This is a genomic window from Mycolicibacterium lutetiense (genome assembly GCF_017876775.1).
Lineage (GTDB): Bacteria > Actinomycetota > Actinomycetes > Mycobacteriales > Mycobacteriaceae > Mycobacterium > Mycobacterium lutetiense.
This window is the reverse complement of sequence record NZ_JAGIOP010000002.1, coordinates 923,729-944,179: the sequence shown is the minus strand read 5'-3', so window position 1 is coordinate 944,179 and position 20,451 is coordinate 923,729. Positions and strand designations below refer to the sequence as shown.

20 protein-coding genes and 1 pseudogene are annotated in these 20,451 nt (G+C 66.7%); 11 read left to right on the top strand and 10 right to left on the bottom strand.

Going from position 1 to position 20,451, the window contains the following annotated elements; translation table 11 throughout:
* Positions 1–696: a hydrogen peroxide-dependent heme synthase gene (gene hemQ / locus JOF57_RS13835; RefSeq protein ID WP_209917302.1), complete on the top strand. Its 696-nt coding sequence runs from the start codon at positions 1–3 to the stop codon at positions 694–696.
* A gap of 189 nt (positions 697–885) precedes the next feature.
* Here hemQ and msrB read toward each other — a convergent pair whose 3' ends face one another.
* The gene (msrB, locus tag JOF57_RS13830) at positions 886–1,302 is read right to left on the bottom strand and encodes a peptide-methionine (R)-S-oxide reductase MsrB (RefSeq protein WP_209917300.1); all 417 of its coding nucleotides are present in this window, start codon (positions 1,300–1,302) and stop codon (positions 886–888) included.
* A gap of 338 nt (positions 1,303–1,640) precedes the next feature.
* Between msrB and JOF57_RS13825 the strand changes: the two genes are divergently transcribed.
* The 6 genes and pseudogenes from JOF57_RS13825 to JOF57_RS13800 all read left to right on the top strand — a co-directional run bounded on the left by JOF57_RS13825 (position 1,641) and on the right by JOF57_RS13800 (position 6,399).
* Positions 1,641–2,846, top strand: a complete 1,206-nt coding sequence (locus tag JOF57_RS13825) for a DUF1214 domain-containing protein (protein ID WP_209923344.1) — start codon at positions 1,641–1,643, stop codon at positions 2,844–2,846.
* Positions 2,843–3,988 (top strand): sulfotransferase family protein, encoded by a 1,146-nt coding sequence (locus JOF57_RS13820; RefSeq protein WP_209917298.1) that lies wholly within the window; start codon positions 2,843–2,845, stop codon positions 3,986–3,988. Before JOF57_RS13825 ends, JOF57_RS13820 begins: the two co-directional genes overlap by 4 nt.
* Positions 3,988–4,677 carry a TetR/AcrR family transcriptional regulator gene (locus JOF57_RS13815; RefSeq protein ID WP_209917296.1) on the top strand — a complete coding sequence of 230 codons (690 nt, stop codon included), beginning with the start codon at positions 3,988–3,990 and terminating at the stop codon, positions 4,675–4,677. The genes JOF57_RS13820 and JOF57_RS13815 overlap by 1 nt, the downstream gene beginning before the upstream one ends.
* Positions 4,678–4,709: 32 nt before the next feature.
* Positions 4,710–4,939, top strand: a pseudogene (locus JOF57_RS13810) (SDR family oxidoreductase); the annotation flags it as partial.
* Positions 4,940–4,983: 44 nt separating this feature from the next.
* Entirely contained in the window at positions 4,984–5,757 is a 774-nt protein-coding gene (locus JOF57_RS13805; protein ID WP_209917294.1) for a helix-turn-helix transcriptional regulator, read from the top strand.
* 69 nt (positions 5,758–5,826) lie between these two features.
* Positions 5,827–6,399 (top strand): class I SAM-dependent methyltransferase, encoded by a 573-nt coding sequence (locus JOF57_RS13800; RefSeq protein ID WP_209917292.1) that lies wholly within the window; start codon positions 5,827–5,829, stop codon positions 6,397–6,399.
* On the opposite strand, the gene aftC is transcribed toward JOF57_RS13800, so the two are convergent.
* Genes aftC through JOF57_RS13785 form a run of 3 tightly spaced genes read right to left on the bottom strand, consistent with a single transcriptional unit; the run spans position 6,391 to position 10,095 of the window.
* A complete protein-coding gene (gene aftC, locus JOF57_RS13795; protein ID WP_234938449.1) occupies positions 6,391–7,683 on the bottom strand; it encodes an arabinofuranan 3-O-arabinosyltransferase in 1,293 nt (430 codons plus the stop codon). The genes JOF57_RS13800 and aftC overlap by 9 nt on opposite strands.
* Positions 7,684–7,716: 33 nt before the next feature.
* A complete protein-coding gene (locus tag JOF57_RS13790) occupies positions 7,717–9,294 on the bottom strand; it encodes an alpha/beta hydrolase (protein ID WP_209917288.1) in 1,578 nt (525 codons plus the stop codon).
* 30 nt (positions 9,295–9,324) lie between these two features.
* A complete protein-coding gene (locus JOF57_RS13785) occupies positions 9,325–10,095 on the bottom strand; it encodes a pyrimidine reductase family protein (protein ID WP_209917286.1) in 771 nt (256 codons plus the stop codon).
* A 34-nt stretch (positions 10,096–10,129) separates the two neighbouring features.
* Here JOF57_RS13785 and zapE point away from each other — a divergent pair, with 34 nt between their 5' ends.
* Positions 10,130–11,167 (top strand): cell division protein ZapE, encoded by a 1,038-nt coding sequence (zapE, locus tag JOF57_RS13780; RefSeq protein ID WP_209917284.1) that lies wholly within the window; start codon positions 10,130–10,132, stop codon positions 11,165–11,167.
* Here zapE and JOF57_RS13775 read toward each other — a convergent pair.
* The 3 genes from JOF57_RS13775 to JOF57_RS13765 all read right to left on the bottom strand — a co-directional run bounded on the left by JOF57_RS13775 (position 11,164) and on the right by JOF57_RS13765 (position 13,057).
* Positions 11,164–11,715, bottom strand: coding sequence for a GNAT family N-acetyltransferase (locus tag JOF57_RS13775; RefSeq protein ID WP_307870017.1), 552 nt, complete (start codon positions 11,713–11,715; stop codon positions 11,164–11,166). The genes zapE and JOF57_RS13775 overlap by 4 nt on opposite strands.
* Positions 11,679–12,212 carry a hypothetical protein gene (locus JOF57_RS13770; protein WP_209917282.1) on the bottom strand — a complete coding sequence of 178 codons (534 nt, stop codon included), beginning with the start codon at positions 12,210–12,212 and terminating at the stop codon, positions 11,679–11,681. Before JOF57_RS13770 ends, JOF57_RS13775 begins: the two co-directional genes overlap by 37 nt.
* 98 nt (positions 12,213–12,310) lie before the next feature.
* Positions 12,311–13,057 carry a Clp protease N-terminal domain-containing protein gene (locus JOF57_RS13765; protein WP_209917280.1) on the bottom strand — a complete coding sequence of 249 codons (747 nt, stop codon included), beginning with the start codon at positions 13,055–13,057 and terminating at the stop codon, positions 12,311–12,313.
* Between the two features lie 166 nt (positions 13,058–13,223).
* On the opposite strand from JOF57_RS13765, the gene JOF57_RS13760 reads away from it, so the two are divergent.
* The gene (locus JOF57_RS13760) at positions 13,224–14,567 is read left to right on the top strand and encodes a sensor histidine kinase (protein WP_209923339.1); all 1,344 of its coding nucleotides are present in this window, start codon (positions 13,224–13,226) and stop codon (positions 14,565–14,567) included.
* Here JOF57_RS13760 and JOF57_RS13755 read toward each other — a convergent pair.
* Complete coding sequence (locus JOF57_RS13755; protein ID WP_209917278.1) at positions 14,520–15,227, bottom strand: FadR/GntR family transcriptional regulator; 708 nt, start codon at positions 15,225–15,227, stop codon at positions 14,520–14,522. The two genes, JOF57_RS13760 and JOF57_RS13755, sit on opposite strands and share 48 nt — an antisense overlap.
* A gap of 140 nt (positions 15,228–15,367) precedes the next feature.
* Here JOF57_RS13755 and JOF57_RS13750 point away from each other — a divergent pair, with 140 nt between their 5' ends.
* Entirely contained in the window at positions 15,368–16,528 is a 1,161-nt protein-coding gene (locus JOF57_RS13750) for a CynX/NimT family MFS transporter (RefSeq protein WP_209923337.1), read from the top strand.
* Between the two features lie 227 nt (positions 16,529–16,755).
* A complete protein-coding gene (locus JOF57_RS13745) occupies positions 16,756–17,814 on the top strand; it encodes a 3-deoxy-7-phosphoheptulonate synthase (RefSeq protein ID WP_209917276.1) in 1,059 nt (352 codons plus the stop codon).
* Here the strand turns inward: JOF57_RS13745 and JOF57_RS13740 are convergent.
* Both JOF57_RS13740 and JOF57_RS13735 read right to left on the bottom strand, forming a co-directional pair.
* Positions 17,811–18,620, bottom strand: coding sequence for a DUF3592 domain-containing protein (locus tag JOF57_RS13740; protein ID WP_209917274.1), 810 nt, complete (start codon positions 18,618–18,620; stop codon positions 17,811–17,813). The genes JOF57_RS13745 and JOF57_RS13740 overlap by 4 nt on opposite strands.
* A gap of 118 nt (positions 18,621–18,738) precedes the next feature.
* Positions 18,739–20,322, bottom strand: coding sequence for a PPE family protein (locus JOF57_RS13735; protein ID WP_209917272.1), 1,584 nt, complete (start codon positions 20,320–20,322; stop codon positions 18,739–18,741).
* Positions 20,323–20,451 lie beyond the last annotated feature (129 nt).

Sequence of the window (20,451 nt, the reverse complement as noted above, 5' to 3'; positions counted from 1 at the left end):
ATGGCCAAGCTCGACTATGACGAACTGAACTCCACCCTCCGCTACCTGATGTTCTCGGTGTTCGCGGTGAGCCCGGGGGAGCTGGGTGAGGACCGCGCCGAGGTGACCGAAGAGGCCGCGGCCTTCTTCAAAGCCCAGGAAGAGCGTGGTGTGGTCGTGCGCGGCCTGTACGACGTGGCGGGCCTGCGTGCCGACGCTGACTTCATGTTCTGGACCCACGCCGAGACCATCGAGGCCCTCCAGGCGACCTATTCGGACTTCCGCCGCACCACCGCGCTGGGCCGGATCAGCGACCCGGTGTGGAGCAGCGTGGCGCTGCACCGCCCGGCCGAGTTCAACAAGAGCCATGTTCCGGCATTCATCGCCGGTGAGGATCCGGGCGACTACATCTGCGTGTACCCGTTCGTGCGGTCCTACGAGTGGTACCTGCTGCCCGACGAGGAGCGCCGCCAGATGCTGTCCGAGCACGGCATGGCCGCCCGCGGCTACAAGGATGTGCGGGCCAACACGGTGCCGGCGTTCGCGCTCGGCGACTACGAGTGGATCCTGGCCTTCGAGGCTCCCGAACTCGATCGCATCGTCGACCTGATGCGCGATCTGCGGGCCACCGACGCCCGCCGCCACACCCGCGAGGAGACGCCGTTCTTCACCGGCCCGCGGGTCAGCGTCGAGAATCTGGTCGCCAAGCTGCCCTAGGTTTTCCTATTCGGCCCTGCCCCGGCCCCACGTTGTCAGGTGGGCCCCGGCCTTCACGTTGTCACGCCAGAGTGGCGCCCGAGGTCCACAGCCACTCCAGCGTGACATTCGGTCGGCTAGGTCGACTAGGTCGGCTCGGCCGAACGCACGGTCGGCCGGGGTTGGCCAGGTCAGCCGGAGGTCGGCTTGTCAGTCGGCCCTGGGCACCAGCTTCAGTGAGATGGAGTTGATGCAGTACCGCTGATCGGTCGGCGTGGGATAGCCCTCGCCCTCGAAAACATGTCCGAGGTGGCTGTGGCAGTTGGCGCACACCACCTCGACGCGGCGCATCCCCAGCGAGGTATCCGAGCGCAGGATCACCGCGGCCGAATCAGCCGGGTCGAAGAATGACGGCCAACCGCAATGGGATTCGAACTTCTCGGTGCTGCGGAACAACTCGGTGCCGCAGGCCCGGCACTCGTACACGCCTTCGGTCTTGGTATCGGTGTACTCCCCGACGAATGGGCGTTCGGTGCCCGCCCGGCGCAACACCGCGAACTCCTCGGGGGTGAGCTTCTCGTGCCACTGCTCATCGGTCAGTTCCAGCTTTGGGCCCTCGGTCGTCATTACCCCAAATTACGGGCTGTCCGCCGGTGCGCGCCAGGTGCCGGGTGCGGCGTATCCGGATATGCGAGTTGCAGTGACCGGAGTGACGCTGCCCGCATTGCGTGAATCCTGAACGCCTGCGCCGTCTGACTCGGTCGATGTTGCGTTCGTCGACGCTCACGCGTTGCGGCGGGTTGCTCCAATCAGCCAGCGGCAGCGATTCATTGACAATGCGCACCCTCGGTGTGATAGTCCTAGGCACGAATCGAAAATGGTGTTTTCAAAACCGCTGCGGCGCGCGCGGTGGAGGCGGAGGACCCGTGGCTGATGCGCAGGCGCCGACGGCGTGGAAGAACCCGATGGCGTGGCTACCGCACTCGATTGCCGAGGCGGCCCTTTCGGGGATCGGAGGCCAGGATGTCGAGATGGCCGCGGCCTGGGAACACCTCCAGGAGCGTCTGTCCGCGGCCGAGCAACTCGTGGTGTCGACGCCGGTCAACAAGAACCGGCTGGACTACGCCTCGGGCATGCGCCACCTGATGATTCTGTTGGCCGTCGGGATCGACATGGCGTTGCGCGTGGACCCTGATCCGGTCCTCAGGGTCACCCGCGCCAGGATGGACGACGTTGTCACGTGGGGGCTGGAGTGCCCGGACTGCGTGTACCTGAACGCCGACCTCCGCGCTGGTGAAACCTATCGCCTGTTCGGCAACCGGGGCACGGCGCGCTATGTCGGACTGCAGACGATGGACGGGATGGCAGCGACCGCCAACCGTCTCGTCGACGAACTCGAGGTAGACGCGGACGGGAACTTCGAGGCCATTCTGTCGGCCGACGAACACGAGGGAAACTGGCTGCAACTCGCCGGCGACCACCCCACGCTGACGGTGCGGAACTTCCTCTACGACTGGGATTCCGAGACTCTGGCGACGTTGCAGATCGAGCGCATCGGTGACGAAGTCGAACCAGAGGATCGTTCGGTCGACCCGGACGTCTCGGTTGCGCGTCAGCTGTTCGCTCTGGGCGAGTTCGTCTACGACAACCTGAAATTCTTCCTGGACTTCGGTGCGATGGCCGAGGCCAATGGATTCGTCCCGCCGATGGACATGAGCTCGATGGGCGCGGCCGCCGAGAATCGCCCTGTCATAGGGCGATTCGAGCTGGATCCCGATCAGGCGCTGATTCTCGAGTTCGAACCACCTAAGGGCGTGTACTGGAGCATCTCCCTTGGTAACCCGTGGCTGGAGACGATCAACTACGGACGGCACCAGTCCAGCCTCAACGGTCACCAGGCCGTCGAAGATGGCGACGGCAAGGTCCGGTTTGTGCTGTCGGCGACCGATCCCGGCGTGGCCAACTGGCTGGACACCGCCGGACACAGCAACGGCGCGATGCTTTTGCGTTGTGTGCGAACCGAAACCGCGCCGGTACCCGAGACGCGCGTCATCAACGTCGACGAGGTGGTGGCGGCGTTACCGGCCGATACCACCACGACGACCTCCGTAGAGCGGGCCCGGGTCGTCGCAGCGCGGCTCCGCGCCGTACACGAGAGGTTCTACCGATGAGCTTGTCCGCCGACGATCTCGAAGCGGGTGCACGCGCCGCCACCGGTCTGGACGACTTCGGTACGTCCTACTACCGCGAGGGCCTCGACCGGACTGTGGACGCGTTGAACAACGAGGCCCGACTCAACGACCTGGGTGGGGTGATGCAGCACGCGACCATCAGCAACGCCCTGATTCAACGGCTGAAGGTCATCGAGGTTTACAAACAACATCCAGAGATCGATGACGAGGTGATCGAGGGGCCCGTCGTCATCCTCGGCCTACCGCGCACGGGCACAACAGCTTTGGGTCAGCTGATTGCCAACGATCCGCAGTTCCGATCGTTGCGTGCCTGGGAATCGCAGGCGCCGACGCCGCCGCCGGAGGCTGCTACTCAGCACACCGATTCGAGGATCGCCCAGGCCGCCGAGGGCATCGCCATGATCAATCAGATGTTCCCCGAGTTCCAGACCATGATGAGCAACGAGCCCGAGGCTGCGACCGAGTGCCAGGATCTGATGGGGATGAGCTTCCGCACCTATCACTTCGACGGCGTGGTCCGGGTGCCGAGTTACGTGGAGTGGCTGCTACAGACCGATATGCGCGAAACGTACGAGTATCACAAGCAGGTGCTCAAGCTGTTGCAGTGGCATTGCAAGCCGAACCTGTGGCATCTGCGCACACCGGTGCACATGTTCGCACTCGACGCCTTCGTCGATGCGTACCCCGACGCGAAATTCCTGTGGAGCCACCGTGATCCGGCGAAAGTCCTGGGGTCGGTATGCAGCCTGATCGGGTACATCCGCGGCTGGAGCAGCGACTACAAGGACCCGGCGGAGCTCGGCGCGGAGCAGCTGGCATGGTGGGTCGAGGGCATGGGCCGAGCCATGGATTTTCGCAGGAGATTCGGCGATGACCGCTTTGTCGACGTGTCGTTCGCGGATCTGCAGTCCGACGCGGTGAAGACGGTGGCCAACAGTTACGAGAAACTGGGCCTCACCTTCACCGACGCCGCCCGCGCCAAGGTGCAGGAATGGGCAACAGGGCACAAGCCCGGCCAACGCGGAATGCACAGCTACGAGTTGGCCGATTATGGGCTCACCGAAGGGCAGGTCCGGGAGGCGTTCGGCGAGTATCTGGCGACCTACGATGCAACGGCCTGATGGAGCCCGGTAATGCGGGCGGACGCAAGAAGCTCGAGCCAGATCCACGGGTCCGGACCGCAATTCTGGCCGCCGCCAACGAGATCGTGCGCGAAGACGGCGTCGGTGCGCTGAGCATCGCCCAGGTACTGAATCGGTCGCAGCTGGGCACCAGGGCGTTGTATCGGCACTTCGATTCGAAAGACCAACTCGTCTCTGCTCTGTTCCTCGACATGGCGCGTTCCGAGGTGCAACGGCTGGAGTCGCACATGGCGACCGCCCCCGATGCGGTTCGCGCCGTGGCCGCTTGGATCGATGGTCGACTGGACCTGGCGTTCAACGTAGAGCTCAGGTCGGATCTGCGTCAGATGTCGATGGACGCCCAGTCACAGATGTTCGCTGCGCCCGAGCTGGTCGGCCCCGCTTACCGCGAAATGCTTCGTCCGCTGGTCGTCCAGCTCGAAAATGGGCGGGACACAGGGCTGTTCAACGACATTGTCCCCGAGGTCGAGGCCCTTTCGATCCAGGGCGTCGTGTGGTCGAGCGTCGAACGCCAATGGGCAACGCCAGGTTGCGACGTCAAGGAAATCCGGCAGCACGTACAGCGCTTCTGCTTGCGCGGTCTCGGTGTTGCTCCTGAAACGATCCAAGCTGTCGTGAACGAACAGCGGTCGACGCGGAAACCGTTGAGAAGCAACGCATCCAAATAGGTGCGTGCCACCAAGATCGAGATGGGGAGAACATGGACCTGGGTCTGGCTGGTTCGGCGGCTGTCGTCACCGGTGGAAGCAAAGGTATGGGTTGGCGATCGCCGAGACATTGGCGGCCGGCGCGCCGGCCGCCATCGGCATCAGTGTCGACATGACCGACGCTGATTCGATTGCGGCAGGATTCGAGGCGGTGCGGGAAAGGTGGGGTGCGCTGAACAGCTTGGTGCACACCCTCGGACCGGGGGATGGTTATTTCGAGGAGAATGTAGACCTGGTTGGGCCGTTGCGCCCGCGGTAGCCTGCGTTATGCGCGGCAGCTGGATCACCCGGCCCGGCGTGATGGCGGTGGCGGGCTCGTTCGGGGACATCGAGCTGCACCACCATCCCGCGGTGCAGCTCGCGGTCGGAATCGATGGCCCGCTGGCGCTCGTAGCCGACGATGGCACCAGTCAGCGGTGCACGATCGCGGCGGTGGCCGGCGGCACCCGCCATGCCCTGTGCCCGGACGGCGCGAGTGCGGCACTGTCGATCTACCTGAGCCCTGAAACCTGCGCTGCGACAACGCTCAACGCTGTGATCCGGGCGTGCGGCGCCCACCCTGGACTGTGGTCTGTCGACGGTGCCGAGTCGCTCGCCGCGGCGGTCGCGGCGACGGTGCGGGCCGAGGACCTCGCCGGTGCGACGGATTTGGTGATCGACGCCCTGCTCGGCAGGGCGGCTGGCCTGACCGCGTCGGCGACACACCCGCAGGTGAGCCAGGCGATCGAACTCGTCACGTCCCGGATTCCCGGCCGTACCGATCTCGGTTCGGTGGCCGGTGAAGTGGCGCTATCAGCGGACTATCTGGGCCGGCTGTTTCGCAAGCAGACCGGGACCTCGTTCGCGGCGACGGCGCGGTGGACGCGACTTCTGGCCGCTCTGGAGCACCTTGGCGCCGGTGAATCGATCACCGATGCCGCTCATCTGGCCGGATTTGCCGACGGCGCTCATGCCACCCGGGTGTGCCGCGAGTTGACCGGCGTCGCACCGAGCGACGTGGCGCGCGCATTGGCCGACCGGACGGATCCGTACAAGCGCTGAGCCGGGAGTTTGCGCGATGCTCGAGGTTGAAGCAGGGACACCGACTCACACACCGACAGGGGAGCCCATATGCCGGCAATGTCACAGATCGAGCGCGCCTTCTGCAAGACGGCCCTGTGGCGGGGCGGAACCGGGCAGGCCGTGTTCGGCAGCATTCCGGTCGATCGCCTGGGCCGCGATGTTCTCGAAATCGGTTCAGGCAGTGGTGATATTGCGGCCCGCCTGCGGCAGGCCAATCCGGAGCTGGCCATCACCGCGACCGACTTCGATCCGGCTATGGTGCGCACCGCGGCCCGGCGGCTGCAGTCGTTCGGCGATGTGACCGTGCGCGGGGCCGACGCCACCGACCTGCCGTTCACCGACGACTCGTTCGATTCGGTGCTGAGCTGCCTGATGCTGCACCACATCGTGGACTGGGAGAAGGCGATCGCCGAGATCGCCCGGGTGCTGCGGCCCGGCGGTGTGTTCACCGGATATGACCTGACCCGTACGCCGATGGCGACGGCGATCCACCGGCTCGACCGGTCACCGTTCCGGCTGGTGAACCCCGATGAACTCGACGGGGTCTGTGCGCGGCACGGCCTGGCGATGCGGACCCGAACCCGGCTGGCGGGTCAGGTCATGCAGTTCACCTCAGACTGATGCGGCTTCCTTGGGAGGGCTCAGCCACGCTGGGTCGATGCCCTCGTCGAGCCTGCCGTCCTGCTTGGCGTCCAGGTAGCGGAAGTACAACGCGCAGAACACCACTACCAGCAGCAGCGACCAGCCGTAGGTGATCTTCATGTACTCCAGGTAGCGACCGGTCGTCGGCCAGCGCCACATCAGCCAGCGGTCCATGGTCATGAACCCGTAGATGCCCAGCCACGCCGGCCAGTTGCGGATCACCGAGTTCGGCAGCACCACCGTCATCAGGAACGGGAACAGCATCATCGAGTAGTAGCCCTGGGCCAGTCCGAGGACCAGCCATGAGCTGATCAGCAGCACCCCCGATGAGGTCAGCATCCAGAAAAGTTGATCGCGTTGGCGGTAGTAGCGGTACAGCAGCCACAGGCTGACAACCGCCAGTACGAGCGCCGTCAACCGCAGCGCCACGATCAGCCAGATCGGCAGGCCGTAGTAGACGCCGTTGCCCTGGATCGAGGAGTTGAAGTAGTCGCGGGTCTCCAGGATGTAGGGGACCGTGTTGCGCACGAAGCCCATCGGGTCGGCTGACAGTGGCCACGCCACCGCATTGAACACCAGGGGCACACCGAAGGCGGTGATCATGGTCCGCCACTGACGGTTGAGCAACGGCAACAGCAGGAGGGGCGTCAGGGACGGTTTCAGTACCAGCGTCAGGCCGATCGCCGCCCCGGCGAGCAGTTCGTTGCGGGTGCCGCCCTTGAGGAGGAACCAGAAGAACAACACCTCGCCCAGCAGGATGCAGCCGTTGATGTTGGTGAAAACGAGTGTGTTGGTGACCGATTCGGTGCAGAACATGGCCAGCAGTAGGGCCGGTAGCGCCACCGACGTCAGCGAAAACTTGAACAGCCGTACCAGAATGCAGGCAGCAATGATGATGGCCACCGCGTTGATCGCGACGAACCAGAATCGCGAGGCGAACTCCGGCAGGAACCCGAACGGAGACAACAGCAGAGTGCCGCCCGGTGGGTACAGGTAGTGCGGGTCGACAAAGTTGAAATGCTCGTTGTAGATGGCCCAGTGCCGACGGAAATTCGAGACCGCGCGGTACACCGGACCGAAGTCGTCGGTGATGTAGCCGTTGGTGGCCAGCACGTAGCTGCGGTGGATGATCGACATGATCGCGATCGGCCACAGCACCGAGCGCAGCACCGAAGCAGTGCTCGGCGCTGAGGTGCGGGGACGGAAGACGTTCAGAAGACCGACTCTGACTGAATTGGTCGGGGATTCTGCTTCGGCCACCAGCGAACCGTACACCGACGCCGATCGAGCCCGGCGTCAGGCAGGACAGTACGTGTCGGTCTCGGGCAGTTGGCCGCTTTCGAGATAGCCGGTCAGCGGCGGGAGCGCACACGGGGTGTAGATGCTGGCGCCGTGGCCGATGCCCTGCCACATCACCCGCCGGTTGTTGGCGCCGGCGTTGATGATGGTCGCCGCGACGGCCGCGACGCCCTCGTTGCCGACGATCGGATCGTTGCGCACGCCGAGCAGCAGCACCGGAATCTTGAGATCCTGCGGGTCTTTCGGTGCCGAGCCGCTGGGCCAGTTGAGGCATTTGACGAGGTTCAGCGCCCCGACGGCACCGAATTGCGGGTAGAGCTTGCCCCAGGCGACCACCAGTTCGCGGACGCGGTCCGGGGTGGGTCGGTTGAGTGCGTCGCTGCAGGAGTTGACGAACTGGCCGTCGGATTGGCGCAGGTTGTCGGCCTGGGTGATGAGGCCCGAGATCGGGCCGGCGTCCCCGGCGCGGGCCGCGGCCAGAGCACCGGCCAGGTTGTTGGTGGCGGCCACCCGGTCACCTTGCGGGAAGCCCATTCCAGTGGTGATCGCGTCGGCCAGGGAGGCCACCGAGGCCCCGCCGGGGCCGCGGCCGGCCCGGGCTTCGGCCATCAGCGCGTCGACGGCCGCCTTCGGATCGGGCGCCAGCGGGCAGTTCGCCGCCACGCACTGCGCGGCGAACGCGTCCAGCGCCGCCTGCTGGCCCTTGACGCGTTGTTCGGCCGCGGCCTCGGCACCGATTGCGAGCGGCAGCGGGGAGTCCAGGATCAGCCGGGACACCTTGTTGGGGTGCGAGCCGGCGTAGGCCAGTGCCACCTGGGCGCCGTTGCCGACGCCCAGCAGTGCAAGTGCGGGCACATCCCAGGTGCTGCGCAGCTGCTCCAGATCTTCGGCGGTGTGCGCATTGTCGTAGGCCGAGTCGCCCGGGGCGATGGTGTCGGTGCAACTGGTGGTGGCGGTCATGGTGACTGCACCCAGGTTGGCCACCGGATCGTCGCCGGCCTGAAACTGTGTCTGGTCGAGCATTTCCTGACGGTCATAGGCGTCGCGGCAATCCACCGCGCCCGACATTCCGATGCCGCGCCGATCCACCGCGACGATGGGATGCGTTTTGAGGATGTCGGTTCCCGAGCGCGCCAGCCAGGCCGGCAGCTGCACCGAGGTGGGGATGTCGGTTCCGGTGGTCATCACCAGCGGGCCGGCATCGGCCGGGGTCTGCGTGGAGCGGGCCCGCACCACGCCGATGCTGATCGTGCCGGTTGCCCCGTTGATCGAGTCGAGGTCGGCATCGTAGGTCGCGCAGTCCAGCGTGATGTCGGGTAGCGGCGGGATGCCTGCGCCGTTGAACACCCGCGGGGTGCAGTCCCGCCACGACAGGTCGTTCTTGGGTGCTTCGATGCCGGGGGGACCGGGCGGGAGCGCCACGGTGGTTTCAGGCTGTCCCTGCGGATGGGCGCCGGAGTCGGTGGCATAGTGCGGATCTGCGGCCAGCAGGGGTGCGCATGCGGTGAGCAGTAGTGACAGGACGGGTGCGGCGACCGCCGACCTCCGCAGGGCTTTCACCAGCTGTTGACGCATGATGACCACAGTAGCGACCTGCTTGGTGTGCTAACCGCGGACGTAGCGGGTGTAGAGGTAGCCCTCGCCGTCGGTGAGCAGGTGCGCGGGCCGCATCCGGGTGAACGCCTGGCCGGGTCCGGTGGCGATGCGTCGGGCCACCCCGCCGACCAGGACGGGCGCCACGGTCAGACACAGTTCGTCGAGCAGATCGTTTTCGATCAACAGGCTCAGCAGCGACGGGCCGCCTTCGGTCAGTACCCGGAAGAGCTTGCGTCCGGCGAGGATTCGCAGTGCGACTGCCGGGTCGACGCGGGTCGGGTCCGCGCCGGACGCGTCGAGCACCTCGGCGACCGCACCCAACCGGCGCTGCGCGTCGGCCACTGTCTTTGTGGCAGTGAGGATCAGCGGCGGCACCTCGGTGCGGGTGAAGAACTTGGCGTCGTATTCGAGTTTGGCCGATGCGGTGATGACGGCGATCGGTGGAACTTCGGCCTGCCCGCGACGCTGGCGTTCCTGCCGTTGCGCGACGGACAGCTGGACCCCGGAATAGTTTTCGATACGTACCGTCGCCGCGCCCATGAGGATGACGTCGGCGGTCTGGCGCATGAGATTGAACACAGCCCGGTCACCCGGACCGGCCAGTCCGCCGGACTTGCCGTCCTCGGTGGCGCCGCCGTCCAGGCTGCTGATCATGTTGCCTCGCACCCAACATTTCTGCAGGTCATCGGGGTAGGCGTAATAGTCGGCCAGCTGGCCGTCGGCGATTTTGTCGACGTTTCCCAGCACGGTCAGATCTGCTCCGGCGGTGTTATCGGACATGAACTGAATTGGACCACGTGGCTACGCTGCCTGCATGCATGGGTCCACCGGCGTCTCTCATCTCGCCGATCGTCATCCCACCGTCACACCGGAGCGGTTGGTCGCACAGTTGGTTCCGCCGCCGACCTTCGCCGACGTCAGCTTCGACACCTACCGGCCGGACCCGGCCGAACCGTCCCAGGCCGCGGCGGTGCAGTCCTGCCGCAGTTTCTGCGAACAGGCCGCCATTCGACGCGCGGGCAAGAAGAAGCTGTTCGGGAAGCGCGAGGTGCTGCCCGGGGTCGGTCTGTACCTGGACGGCGGGTTCGGCGTCGGTAAGACCCACCTGCTGGCCTCGACGTATTACCTGCTGTCGCAGGGCGATGCCCCGACCGCGTTCGCCACCTTCGGTGAGCTGACGCAGTTGGCCGGTGTGTTCGGCTACAACGAGTGCATCGAGCTGCTCTCCGAGTACTCGGTGGTGTGCATCGACGAGTTCGAGCTCGACGACCCGGGAAACACGACGCTGATCTCGCGGTTGCTCTCGGCGTTGGTGGAGCGCGGCGTGTCGGTCGCGGCCACCTCGAACACGCTGCCCGAGCAGCTCGGCGAGGGCCGGTTCGCCGCCCAGGACTTCCTGCGTGAGATCAACACGCTGGGCCAGATCTTCACCACGGTGCGGATCGAGGGGCCCGACTACCGGCATCGTGACCTGCCGCCGGCGCCCGAGCCGCTGTCCGATGATGAGGTGGCGCAACGGGCCGAGGGCGTCGTCGGCGCGACCCTCGACGACTTCGATGTGCTGTGTGCGCATCTCGCGACCATGCATCCGTCGCGCTATCACGCGTTGATCGAGGGTGTCACCGAGGTGTTCATCACCGGGGTGCACCCGATCGAGGATCAGAGTGTGGCGTTGCGGTTGGTGGCGCTGACCGATCGGCTCTACGACGCGGGTGTGCCGGTGCTGGCGTCGGGGACCAAGCTGGACACCATTTTCAGCCCCGAGATGGTGGCCGGTGGTTTCCGGAAGAAGTATCTGCGGGCGACCTCGCGTCTGCTGGCCTTGACCGCCGCCGCGCAGAAGACCATCTAGACCGGCCGCACCATCACGTAATCGCTCTCCACACCGTTCCCGAGTCGGAATGTCTTGGTGCCGCTGACGGTGAAACCGTTCTTGGCATAGAAGCGCTGCGCGCGCTGGTTCTGCTGGTTGACCCCCAGCCATACACACCCCACGCCGGAATCGGCCGCGGTCTGCAGGGCCTCGGTCATGAGGGCCTGGGCCACCCAGCCGCCGTGCCGATCCGGCAGGACATAGATCTTGGACAGCTCGAGTGCGGGCCGTTGCGTCACCGCCCGCTGCACATCGGCGTCCTCGGGGACGCCGTGAATGAGCATGGCGTAGCCGGTGATCGAGGTGTCGCGGGCCACCAGCACGATCCGGTTCGGATCAGTGAGGTACTCGCGGAAGCGGTCCTCCGAGAGCGTCCCAGCGATGAACGCGGCGATGTTCTCGTCGGTGGCCGACGGGGGACATGCCAGCGGAAAGGTGATGGCTGCGACGGCGACCAGTTCCGCAAGGTCAGCCGCCGTCGCGCGGTCTATCAAGGAAGCGGTGCGCCCGGCTGCCACAGATTCCACTGCCCCAGGTGCGCACCGGTCTTGGTGTCGGTCAACACCACATTGGTGACCAGTGCGCGGTAGACGTCCCAGTAGATGTCGCCGTTGACGGTGGCCCCCGGGGGCGCATTGCGCAGCGCTGCTTCGAGGCGGTTGGGCGCATCGGTGTGCTTGGGTGCGTACGCGTCGGCGTAGGGGGTGACGCCGTTGAAGGTGAACGCCAGCGCCATCGCGTAGGGGTTGGGTGCCGCGATGGTGGTCACCGTGATCGGGACCCGCCACGGGCCGCCCTGTGCGCGCCACCGCGGCGAGCCGTTCCAGCCCCAGCCGGGCGGAACGTCACTGGGGAGCACGTCGTGCACAGTGACGTCGGCGACGATGCCGTTGGCGGTCGTCACCCGCAACGTCTGGCCGACGTTGCCGATCGGGGTTCCTTCGGCCGAGGCCGCCGGCGGGGCCACCAGGGCGGTAACCGCCACCACCATGGCCGTGAACATGAGCGCAAACCAGCGAGGCATGCCAGGCATGATCGCACAAAGTGAAACGTGTTACAGCCGGATGGGTCAGGACACACCAGGACCCGCCGCCGCCGACCTTGTCGATCTGGATTCCCGGCTCAGTCCTCGCCGTCGTCTGGATTCGGGGCGGTGAGCTGTGCCAGGGCTGCGGTCAACTCGGTTTCGAACCGGTCGGGATCGGCGCCGAGTCGGTGTAGCGGGCCGTCGTCGCCTTCGGCCTCGGCCAGGGCGAGCAGGATGTGCTCGGTGCCGACGTAGTTGTGTCCCAGCCGCAGGGCTTGGCGGAAGGTCAGTTCGAGCGCCTTCTTGGCCCCCGGATTGAACGGGATCAAGGCCGGGACCGACTCGGCGGGCGGTGGCAGAGTGATGGTGGCGCGGGCGGTCTCGGCGGTGATGCCTTGGTTGGCAAGGAGTTTGGCGGCCAGTCCGTCGGGTTCGGTGAACAGTGCCAGGACCAGGTGCTCGGGGGCGATCTCGGCGTTGCCCGCTCCGTGGGCGGTGTTCTGGGAGGCCACGACGACGTTGCGGGCCCGCGGGGTGAACCGGCCGAATCCGGCATTGGGGTCAAGGGTGGCCGGGTCGAAATCGGGAACCTTTGGCACGAAGCGTTTCTGGGCGGCCTGTTTGGTGACGCCCATGGACTTGCCGATCTCGGTCCAGGATGCGCCCGAGCGCCTGGCCTGATCGACGAAGTGTCCGATGAGGTGGTCGGCGATGTCGCCGAGGGCGTCGGCGGCGATCACGGCGTCGATCAGCTGCTCGAGCGGTTCGGTATGAGCCATCTTGATCGCACCGATGAGGTCGTCGAGGCGGACGGGGTTGGTGATGGTGATGGGCTTGCTCATGCGTCAACTGTAGGTTGACGGTAGCTGATCGTCAACCATGGGTTGACGTTGAATGGGTCGTCGGCGCGGTGCTGGAGGAGCCGACCCGCGCGGATCGGGCAAGATAACGGCGGTGAATCTCGAAGATCGCGTCCTTCAACTGCTGCGCCCGGTGCTGCGGCCGGTGATGCGCGTGTTGTCGCTGCGCACGATCGTCATCGTGGGTGCGTTATCGGTGGTGGTCACTGTCATCACGCTCGGGACCTGGGTGTGGATCGGCGTCACCAACGACCAGTACAGCCAGCTGGACCGGCGGCTCGACTCGTTGAGCAGCCTCGGTGACGTGAGCACGCTTCTCACCGCCACGAGGCAGGGCGCGACCGACAAGCCACTGACCGACGACGGCGGGCTGGTCCGCACCGCGCACATCGGCGGCGTGAGCGTCTCGGTGCCCAGCGACATCGTGCTGCCGAAGCTGGAGAACGGTTACACGAACACGACTATCGACGGCGTCGAGTATCGGGTCCGCACGTTCACCGCGGGCCCGGCCGTCATCGCGCTGGGGGCGCCGCTGGCCGAGACGCAGCGCCGCATCGATGAACTGCACCTGCGGGTATTGCTGATCTGCGGTGGCGTCATCGGCAGCACCATCGTTGTCGGCTGGATGATCTCGCTCGTCATGATCACCCCGTTCCGGCTGTTGGCACAGCAGGCTCGTGCCATCAACGCCCAGTCCAAGCCCGACGAGGTGCAGGTGCGCGGTGTGCGCGAGGCCGTGCAGATCGCCGAGGCGGTCGAGGGCATGCTGGCGCGCATCGGCGATGAGCAGGAACGCACCAAGGCCGCCCTGGAATCGGCCCGCGACTTCGCCGCGGTGGCGTCCCATGAACTGCGGACCCCGCTCACCGCGATGCGCACCAACCTGGAAGTGCTGTCCACCCTCGACATGACCGACGAGCAGCGCGATGAGGTGATCGGGGACGTGCTGCGCACACAGAGCCGGATCGAGGGCACCCTGACGGCCCTGGAGCGATTGGCTCAGGGGGAGTTGACCACAGTCGAGGATTTCGTGCCGATGGATGTCACCGAGCTGCTCGACCGCGCGGCGCATGATGCTCTGCGGACCTATCCGGGTCTGCGCGCCACGCTGATGCCCTCGCCGACCGTGTTGATGCTGGGCATGCCGGCGGGTCTGCGGCTGGTGATCGACAACGCGATCGCCAATGCCGTCAAGCACGGCGGTGCCACCGAAATCCGGCTCAGTGCGGTCAGTTCGGCCGACGATGTGCAGATCGTCGTCGATGACAACGGCTCGGGTGTGCCCGAGGCCGAGCGGGCCGAGGTGTTCGAGCGGTTCGCCCGTGGATCGACGGCGTCCCGGTCAGGTTCCGGCCTGGGTCTCGCTCTGGTGGCTCAGCAGGCGGAATTGCACGGTGGCACAGCCGCTTTGGTGGAGAGCCCCTTGGGGGGTGCGCGGCTGTTGCTACGGCTGCCGTTGACCCGGGGCCGGATGGACGACGCCCCGTTCTGAGGCGGTGCCCGGTGACGTCCGGGCCAGGATCTCGTCGAGGAACCCCGCGGCCTCCAGGCCGGCGCGGTCCACGTCGCCGTCTGCGATCGCTTCGACCAGATCGTCGTGCGCGAACATCCCGCCGGGGCCCGCGCTCGCGGTCGCGACGCTGGCGGTGATCGCCTCCAGGAGCCCGCGGTAGATCTCGATCAGCACCGGGTTGTGTGACGCCCGCACCACGGCGAGGTGGAATTCGGTGTCGGAGTGGGTGAATCGCGCGTGGTCGGTGGTGTCGGTGTGGGCCAGGTGGGCGCGCAGCTCGACCAGGTCCTCTTCGGTGCGGGCGCCGGCGGCCAGGCGGGCGCCCTCCACCTCAAGGCAGCGTCGGACCTGTAGCACGTCGCGCATCTCGGACCCGCACAGTCGGCGCAGGGCTGCTGATACCTCGCTGGTGGCTCGCACGTAGGTGCCGGCGCCCTGTCGTACTTCGAAAATGCCGTTGTGCGCCAACGCGCGGATCGCTTCGCGGACCGTATTGCGGCCCACGCCGAGCGCCTCGACCAGTTCGGGTTCGGTGGGAATCCGGCTGTCGACCGGCCATTCGCCCGAGGTGACCAGGGCGCGCAGCTGGTCGATCACCTGGTCGACCAGGCCGGTCCGACGCGTTGTGGCGAGTGGCACGGAAAAACCCTTTCATCCAATCATGGGATGTATGGCATCATAGCCGGGTGAGACGGACCGACGGCAAGAAATCCCTGAACAGTTACGAGCATGATCTTGAGCTCGAGCTGGACGGTGCCGTAGAGATCCGTCCTGCAGCGATGGCTGCCGGTGGCACCCTGCTCGTCGTTGCGGTGATCCTGACCGCCCTGAACCTGCGCCCCGCGATCACCAGCATCGGCCCGGTCCTCGGTGAGATGCGCGAGTCGCTGGGTGCGTCGGCGGTGTGGGCCGGCGCGCTGACCACCCTGCCTGGATTGTGCTTTGCGGCGGCGGGGCTGGCGGCCCCGTGGCTGGCCCGCCGCGTCGGTTTGGGGCGGGCGATCTCGATCGCGATGGTGATTCTGAGCATCGGCCTGGTCATCCGCGTGCTCGACGGGCCGTATGTGGTGATCGGTGGAACGCTGGTGGCCACCGGAGGTATCGCGCTGGTCAATGTGCTGATCCCGGTGGTGATCAAGGGATCGTTTCCGGCGCAGGTCGGCCTGATGACAGGTATCTACACCGCCGCCCTGCAGGGCGGCGGAGCGCTGGGTTCGGCCATCACGCCGCCACTGGAGCCACTGCTCGGCGGCTGGCGGGGAGCGCTGGGCTCCTGGGCGCTGCTGTCCACCGTCGCGCTGCTGTTCTGGTTGGTGGGGGCGAGGGGAATCAGCGGTGCCCGCACCGAGCGGTCCACGTCGGGGACTGCCGGCCGCTCGCTGCTGCGCAGTCCGCTGGCCTGGACGGTCACGCTGTTCTTCGGCTGCCAGTCGTTCCTGGCCTATGTCGTGATGGGGTGGCTACCGGAGGTGTTCATCGACAACGGAGTCAGCAAGACAAACGCCGGCCTGCTGCTCGGGTTGGTGTCCATCCTTGCCGTCCCGATCAGCCTGATCGTTCCGCCGCTGGCGGCCAAGCAGAAGAACCAGAGCGGCTGGATCGTGGGGCTGGGCGTGATCGGGATGGCCGGCACCGTCGGACTGCTCGTCGATCCGGGGGCCGCGCCGTTGCTGTGGAGCATCCTCGTCGGCATCGGGATGAGCGTCTTCTCGTTGGCGCTCACGGTGATTGCGCTGCGGGCCCGCAATGCCGAGGACACCGCCCGACTGTCCGGGATGGTGCAGGGCTTCGGCTATCTGCTGGCCGGTGTCGGTCCGTTCTTCTTCGGCCTGCTCCACAACATGACCGCCGGCTGGGCCGCGCCGTTCGCCATGCTGCTCGTCGTCTACGTGGTGCAGATGGTGGCGGGGGCGCTGGCCGGTCGCAGCCGCTACGTGTGAGTGCCGGTTGCGGGTGCTGCCCTGGCCGTGGTGTAGCCTGGCGACGTGACTATCGGCGTGTGCGCCAGCTATTGGCGCTTTATCGAGGCTCCGGGCGGAGCCGATAAAGCGCAGCACTAAGCACGCATCCACCCGGAGCCCAGGCAGTGACCATCGGTCGCTGCCTTTCGTCGTTACAGGGCGCCGGAATCCTTGCCAGGTGCCCACCACCAGGAAGGCACCTGACAATGAATTTGGCGCAGATCGCCAACACCCCCGCCACATCGGACCGGCGCGTCCGAAGTTTCAGCGCGATCCCCAGCCCGCACGATGTGCTGACCGAATTCCCGTTGGGGGAGCGCCGCGCCGAGCGGGTGGCTCGCGACCGCGACGAGATCGCCGACATTCTGGCCGGTCGTGACGATCGGCTGCTGGTCGTCGTCGGACCCTGTTCGGTGCACGATCCCGCGGCCGCACTGGAGTACGCGAGCCTCCTGGTCAAGGTGGCCGATGAGCTCAAGGATCGGCTCAAGATCGTGATGCGGGTGTACTTCGAGAAGCCGCGCACCACGATCGGCTGGAAGGGCCTGATCAACGATCCGGGCATGGACGGGACGTTCGACGTCACCCGCGGACTGCGCGTCGCCCGCCGGTTGTTGCTCGACATCATCGACATCGGCCTGCCGGTCGGGTGCGAATTCCTGGAGCCGACCAGCCCGCAGTACATCGCCGACGCGGTGGCCTGGGGCGCGATCGGGGCCAGGACCACCGAGTCGCAGGTGCATCGCCAGTTGGCATCGGGTCTGTCGATGCCGGTCGGATTCAAGAACGGCACCGACGGCAACATTCAGGTCGCGGTCGACGGTGTGAAAGCCGCTGCGGCCCAACATGTGTTCTTCGGCATGGACGACCTGGGCCGTGGCGCGGTGGTGAGCACCGCGGGCAATGAGGACTGCCACGTCATCCTGCGCGGTGGCACCGACGGCCCGAACTACGGGGCCGACGCCGTGGCGGGAACGGCGGCCAAGTTGACCGCGGCCGGGCTGCCCGGCCGCGTGGTGATCGATTGCAGCCACGCCAATTCCGGCAAGGATCATGTCCGGCAGGCGTCCGTGGCCACCGAGATCGCTCGAATGGTGCGTGACGGATTGCCGATCAGCGGTGTGATGCTGGAGAGCTTCCTGGTCGCGGGCGCACAGTCGCCCGAGGCTCGGCCGCTCACCTACGGCCAGTCGGTCACCGACAAGTGCATGGATTGGGACGCAACCGATCTGGTGCTGAGGGAGCTGGCCAAGCGCGAGGGCTAATTCCCGCTCGGCTTGCAGTACCGGCCGCTGGGGTCACGGTCGAACTTGGGTGGGGTGCCGGGGTCGAGCTCGATGAGAACGTCGCCGGCGTCGTGGGGTGTGCCGAAGACGACGACGCGTGACCCCGCCAGCGGAACCCGGGCGCGGTTGGCGACCATGTTCGCGGTCACCGTCCGGCGCCCGGTCGGACCCTCGAATACGACGGTGACGGTGAATTCGGGATCGTCGCCGGTCCAGCGTTGCCGGAACTCCACCTCGCGCAGCACCCCGGGCGAGCGCACACCGTGCCGGCGAAGGGCCGCCAACCAGTCCTGGCGGCGACGGGTGTAGCGGACGCCCCGCCAGGCCGTGACAGTGGCCAGTGCTGCGCCGGCCGAGCACACCACACTGGTCAGGGCCAGCGCCCCGCCGGTAACGCCCCTGATCCACAGTGCGGCGCCCAGTAGGCCGACCGCGACGCCGGCCAGAGCGGGTATGACGGCCATCCGGTGGCCGGTACTGCGCTGGCCGAAGGTATCGCGCGCTTCGTCGGCGACGATGCCCGCAAGGATGGTGGGCAGGAACGAACCCATGATCACCGCAATGCCCAGCCACGTCGACGGTTCCTGGGACTGCATGCCGTGAATCCAGAATGCCGCGCCGACGGCGATCGGTACGCACAGGAAGAAGGTCAGCGCAGCGAAGAGCCGCAGCGTTTCCGACGGCTGGGTGATCGGCACGGTGATACGGCCGTGCTTTTCGACGGTGGAGAAGTGCGGGAGGGTGCTGTCCCAGGAGAAGGACTGTGGTGTGGTGTCGCTGGCCATCCGGCGCCCCCTTCAGCTCGGAATCACCAGTATTGCGGTGAGTTCCCGGGGATTGCGCCTCGTGGCCGGCCGATTTCGCCGGTTCTCACGAATTGTTCACCGCCTCAACACGGATCGGTTAGGTATCGCCTTCGGGGTCGGCTCCGAGCGGGGCTTCCGTGTCGACCTGCCAGCTTCCCGGCATCATCGGGATCGTCGTCCCGTTTCCGAAGGTGTCGTCGGCCAACGTGGTCATGCCGACCGGCCCGACCAGGGTGGACTTCACCGCGGTGCCGCTGAACCCCAGGTTTCCGACACCGCTGTCGGAGGCGCTCGTGGTGACGGGTTGCTCGTTCGGCAGCTCGGCAGCGGTGCCGTCGGCCGTCATGAACTCGTAGCGGTAGCCGCGGTCCTTGGCGGTTCCGCCGCGTCGCTTGCGGGCCTGTGCCCGTCGTTTGTTGATCGCTGCCGCGGTGGCAGCGGCTGCCGCGGAAGCCCCGACGGAGTCCGAAGCCTTGGCGGTGGCGCTGTACCGCGACGTCGCGCCGAAACCGAACCCGGCACCGCCGCCCGGCACCGCGTAGAGCGCGGTCTCGGCCCCGGCCGGCATCGGAGTGGGGGTTGCCGGGGCAGGGGCGGCAGGCGCGGAGGCAGGTGCCGTCGTAGGTGCGGCGCCGGCAGCCGCCGATGCCGGTGCCGGTGAGCCGGGCAGCGCGGCGGCCGCAGGCTGCTCGGCGCGCGGGGCGATCTCCTCGGCGGGCGCGTCGAGCGGAATGTCGTAGGCCTGCGCCAGTCCGACGATCCCGAGCATGCCCAGCATTGCGGGGGAGGCCGCAGCGACTGCGGCGGCGAACAACGGTGTTCCCAACGCGGCGAAGACCGCCGAGTATGCGCCGAGGAAGAACACATTCATATAGGTGCTGAACAACAAGGACGGGTCGGCAATAATCTCGCCGAGGACCTGCGGAATCCTCCAGGGCTCGAGAATGAATTCCCTGAGCTGGTCATACATCCCGTAGAAATGCTCAGATTGCCCGGCCAGCCAATTGCCGATCGGATCGTTTGCTTCGATCCAGTCCTTGAACGGATTGCTCAAGGTGAGGGCCTGGCCCGACTCGGCGGCCCGAGCCTGGGCTGCGGACTGCAACGACGTTGCCGACGCGGCCCCTGCCTCTCCGACTCCGGGCGCCACCAGCATCGGTGCCGCCGTGGACGGCGGTGCGGTCGCCACCGCGACTTCGGAGGACGCCTGGTAGACGGTCATCGTGGTGGCGGCCTGAATCCACATCCGAACGTAGTTGGCCTCGTTGACGGCGATGGGGACGGTGTTGATCCCGAAAAAGTTGGTGGCTACCAGCACCCCGAGCGACATGCGGTTGGCGGTCAACTCGGCCAGCGTGGGCATGGCTGCCAGGGCGGCGGTGTAGGACGCCGCCGCAGTCTCGATCTGGGCGGCCACCTGTGCGCTCGTCGCACTCGTGGCGCCCAGCCAGGCCAGGTAGATGAGGTGTGCCGCCGTATACCGCTCGGCGCTGGCACCCTCCCACGCCCCGGCCTGCACCGTGCCCATCAGCGTCGTCAATTCGGTTGCTGCCGAGGAGTATTCGGTACTCAAGGCGCTCCATGCCCCTGCAGCTGCCAGCAGGGGCCCAGCGCCAGGGCCGCTGCTGAGCAGGGCCGAATGCACTTCGGGTGGCAGTGCCATCCACACCGGGGCGGTCATCGCAGACCGCCGAAGTCGGGTGAAGTGGCGTCGTTTGTCGACGTGCTGGGGGTGCAGATGGTCATCGCGTTATCCGGGATGCAGTGCGTGCCGGCGGCCCGGGTCTCCTCTCGATCGCTGTGCTCCCCC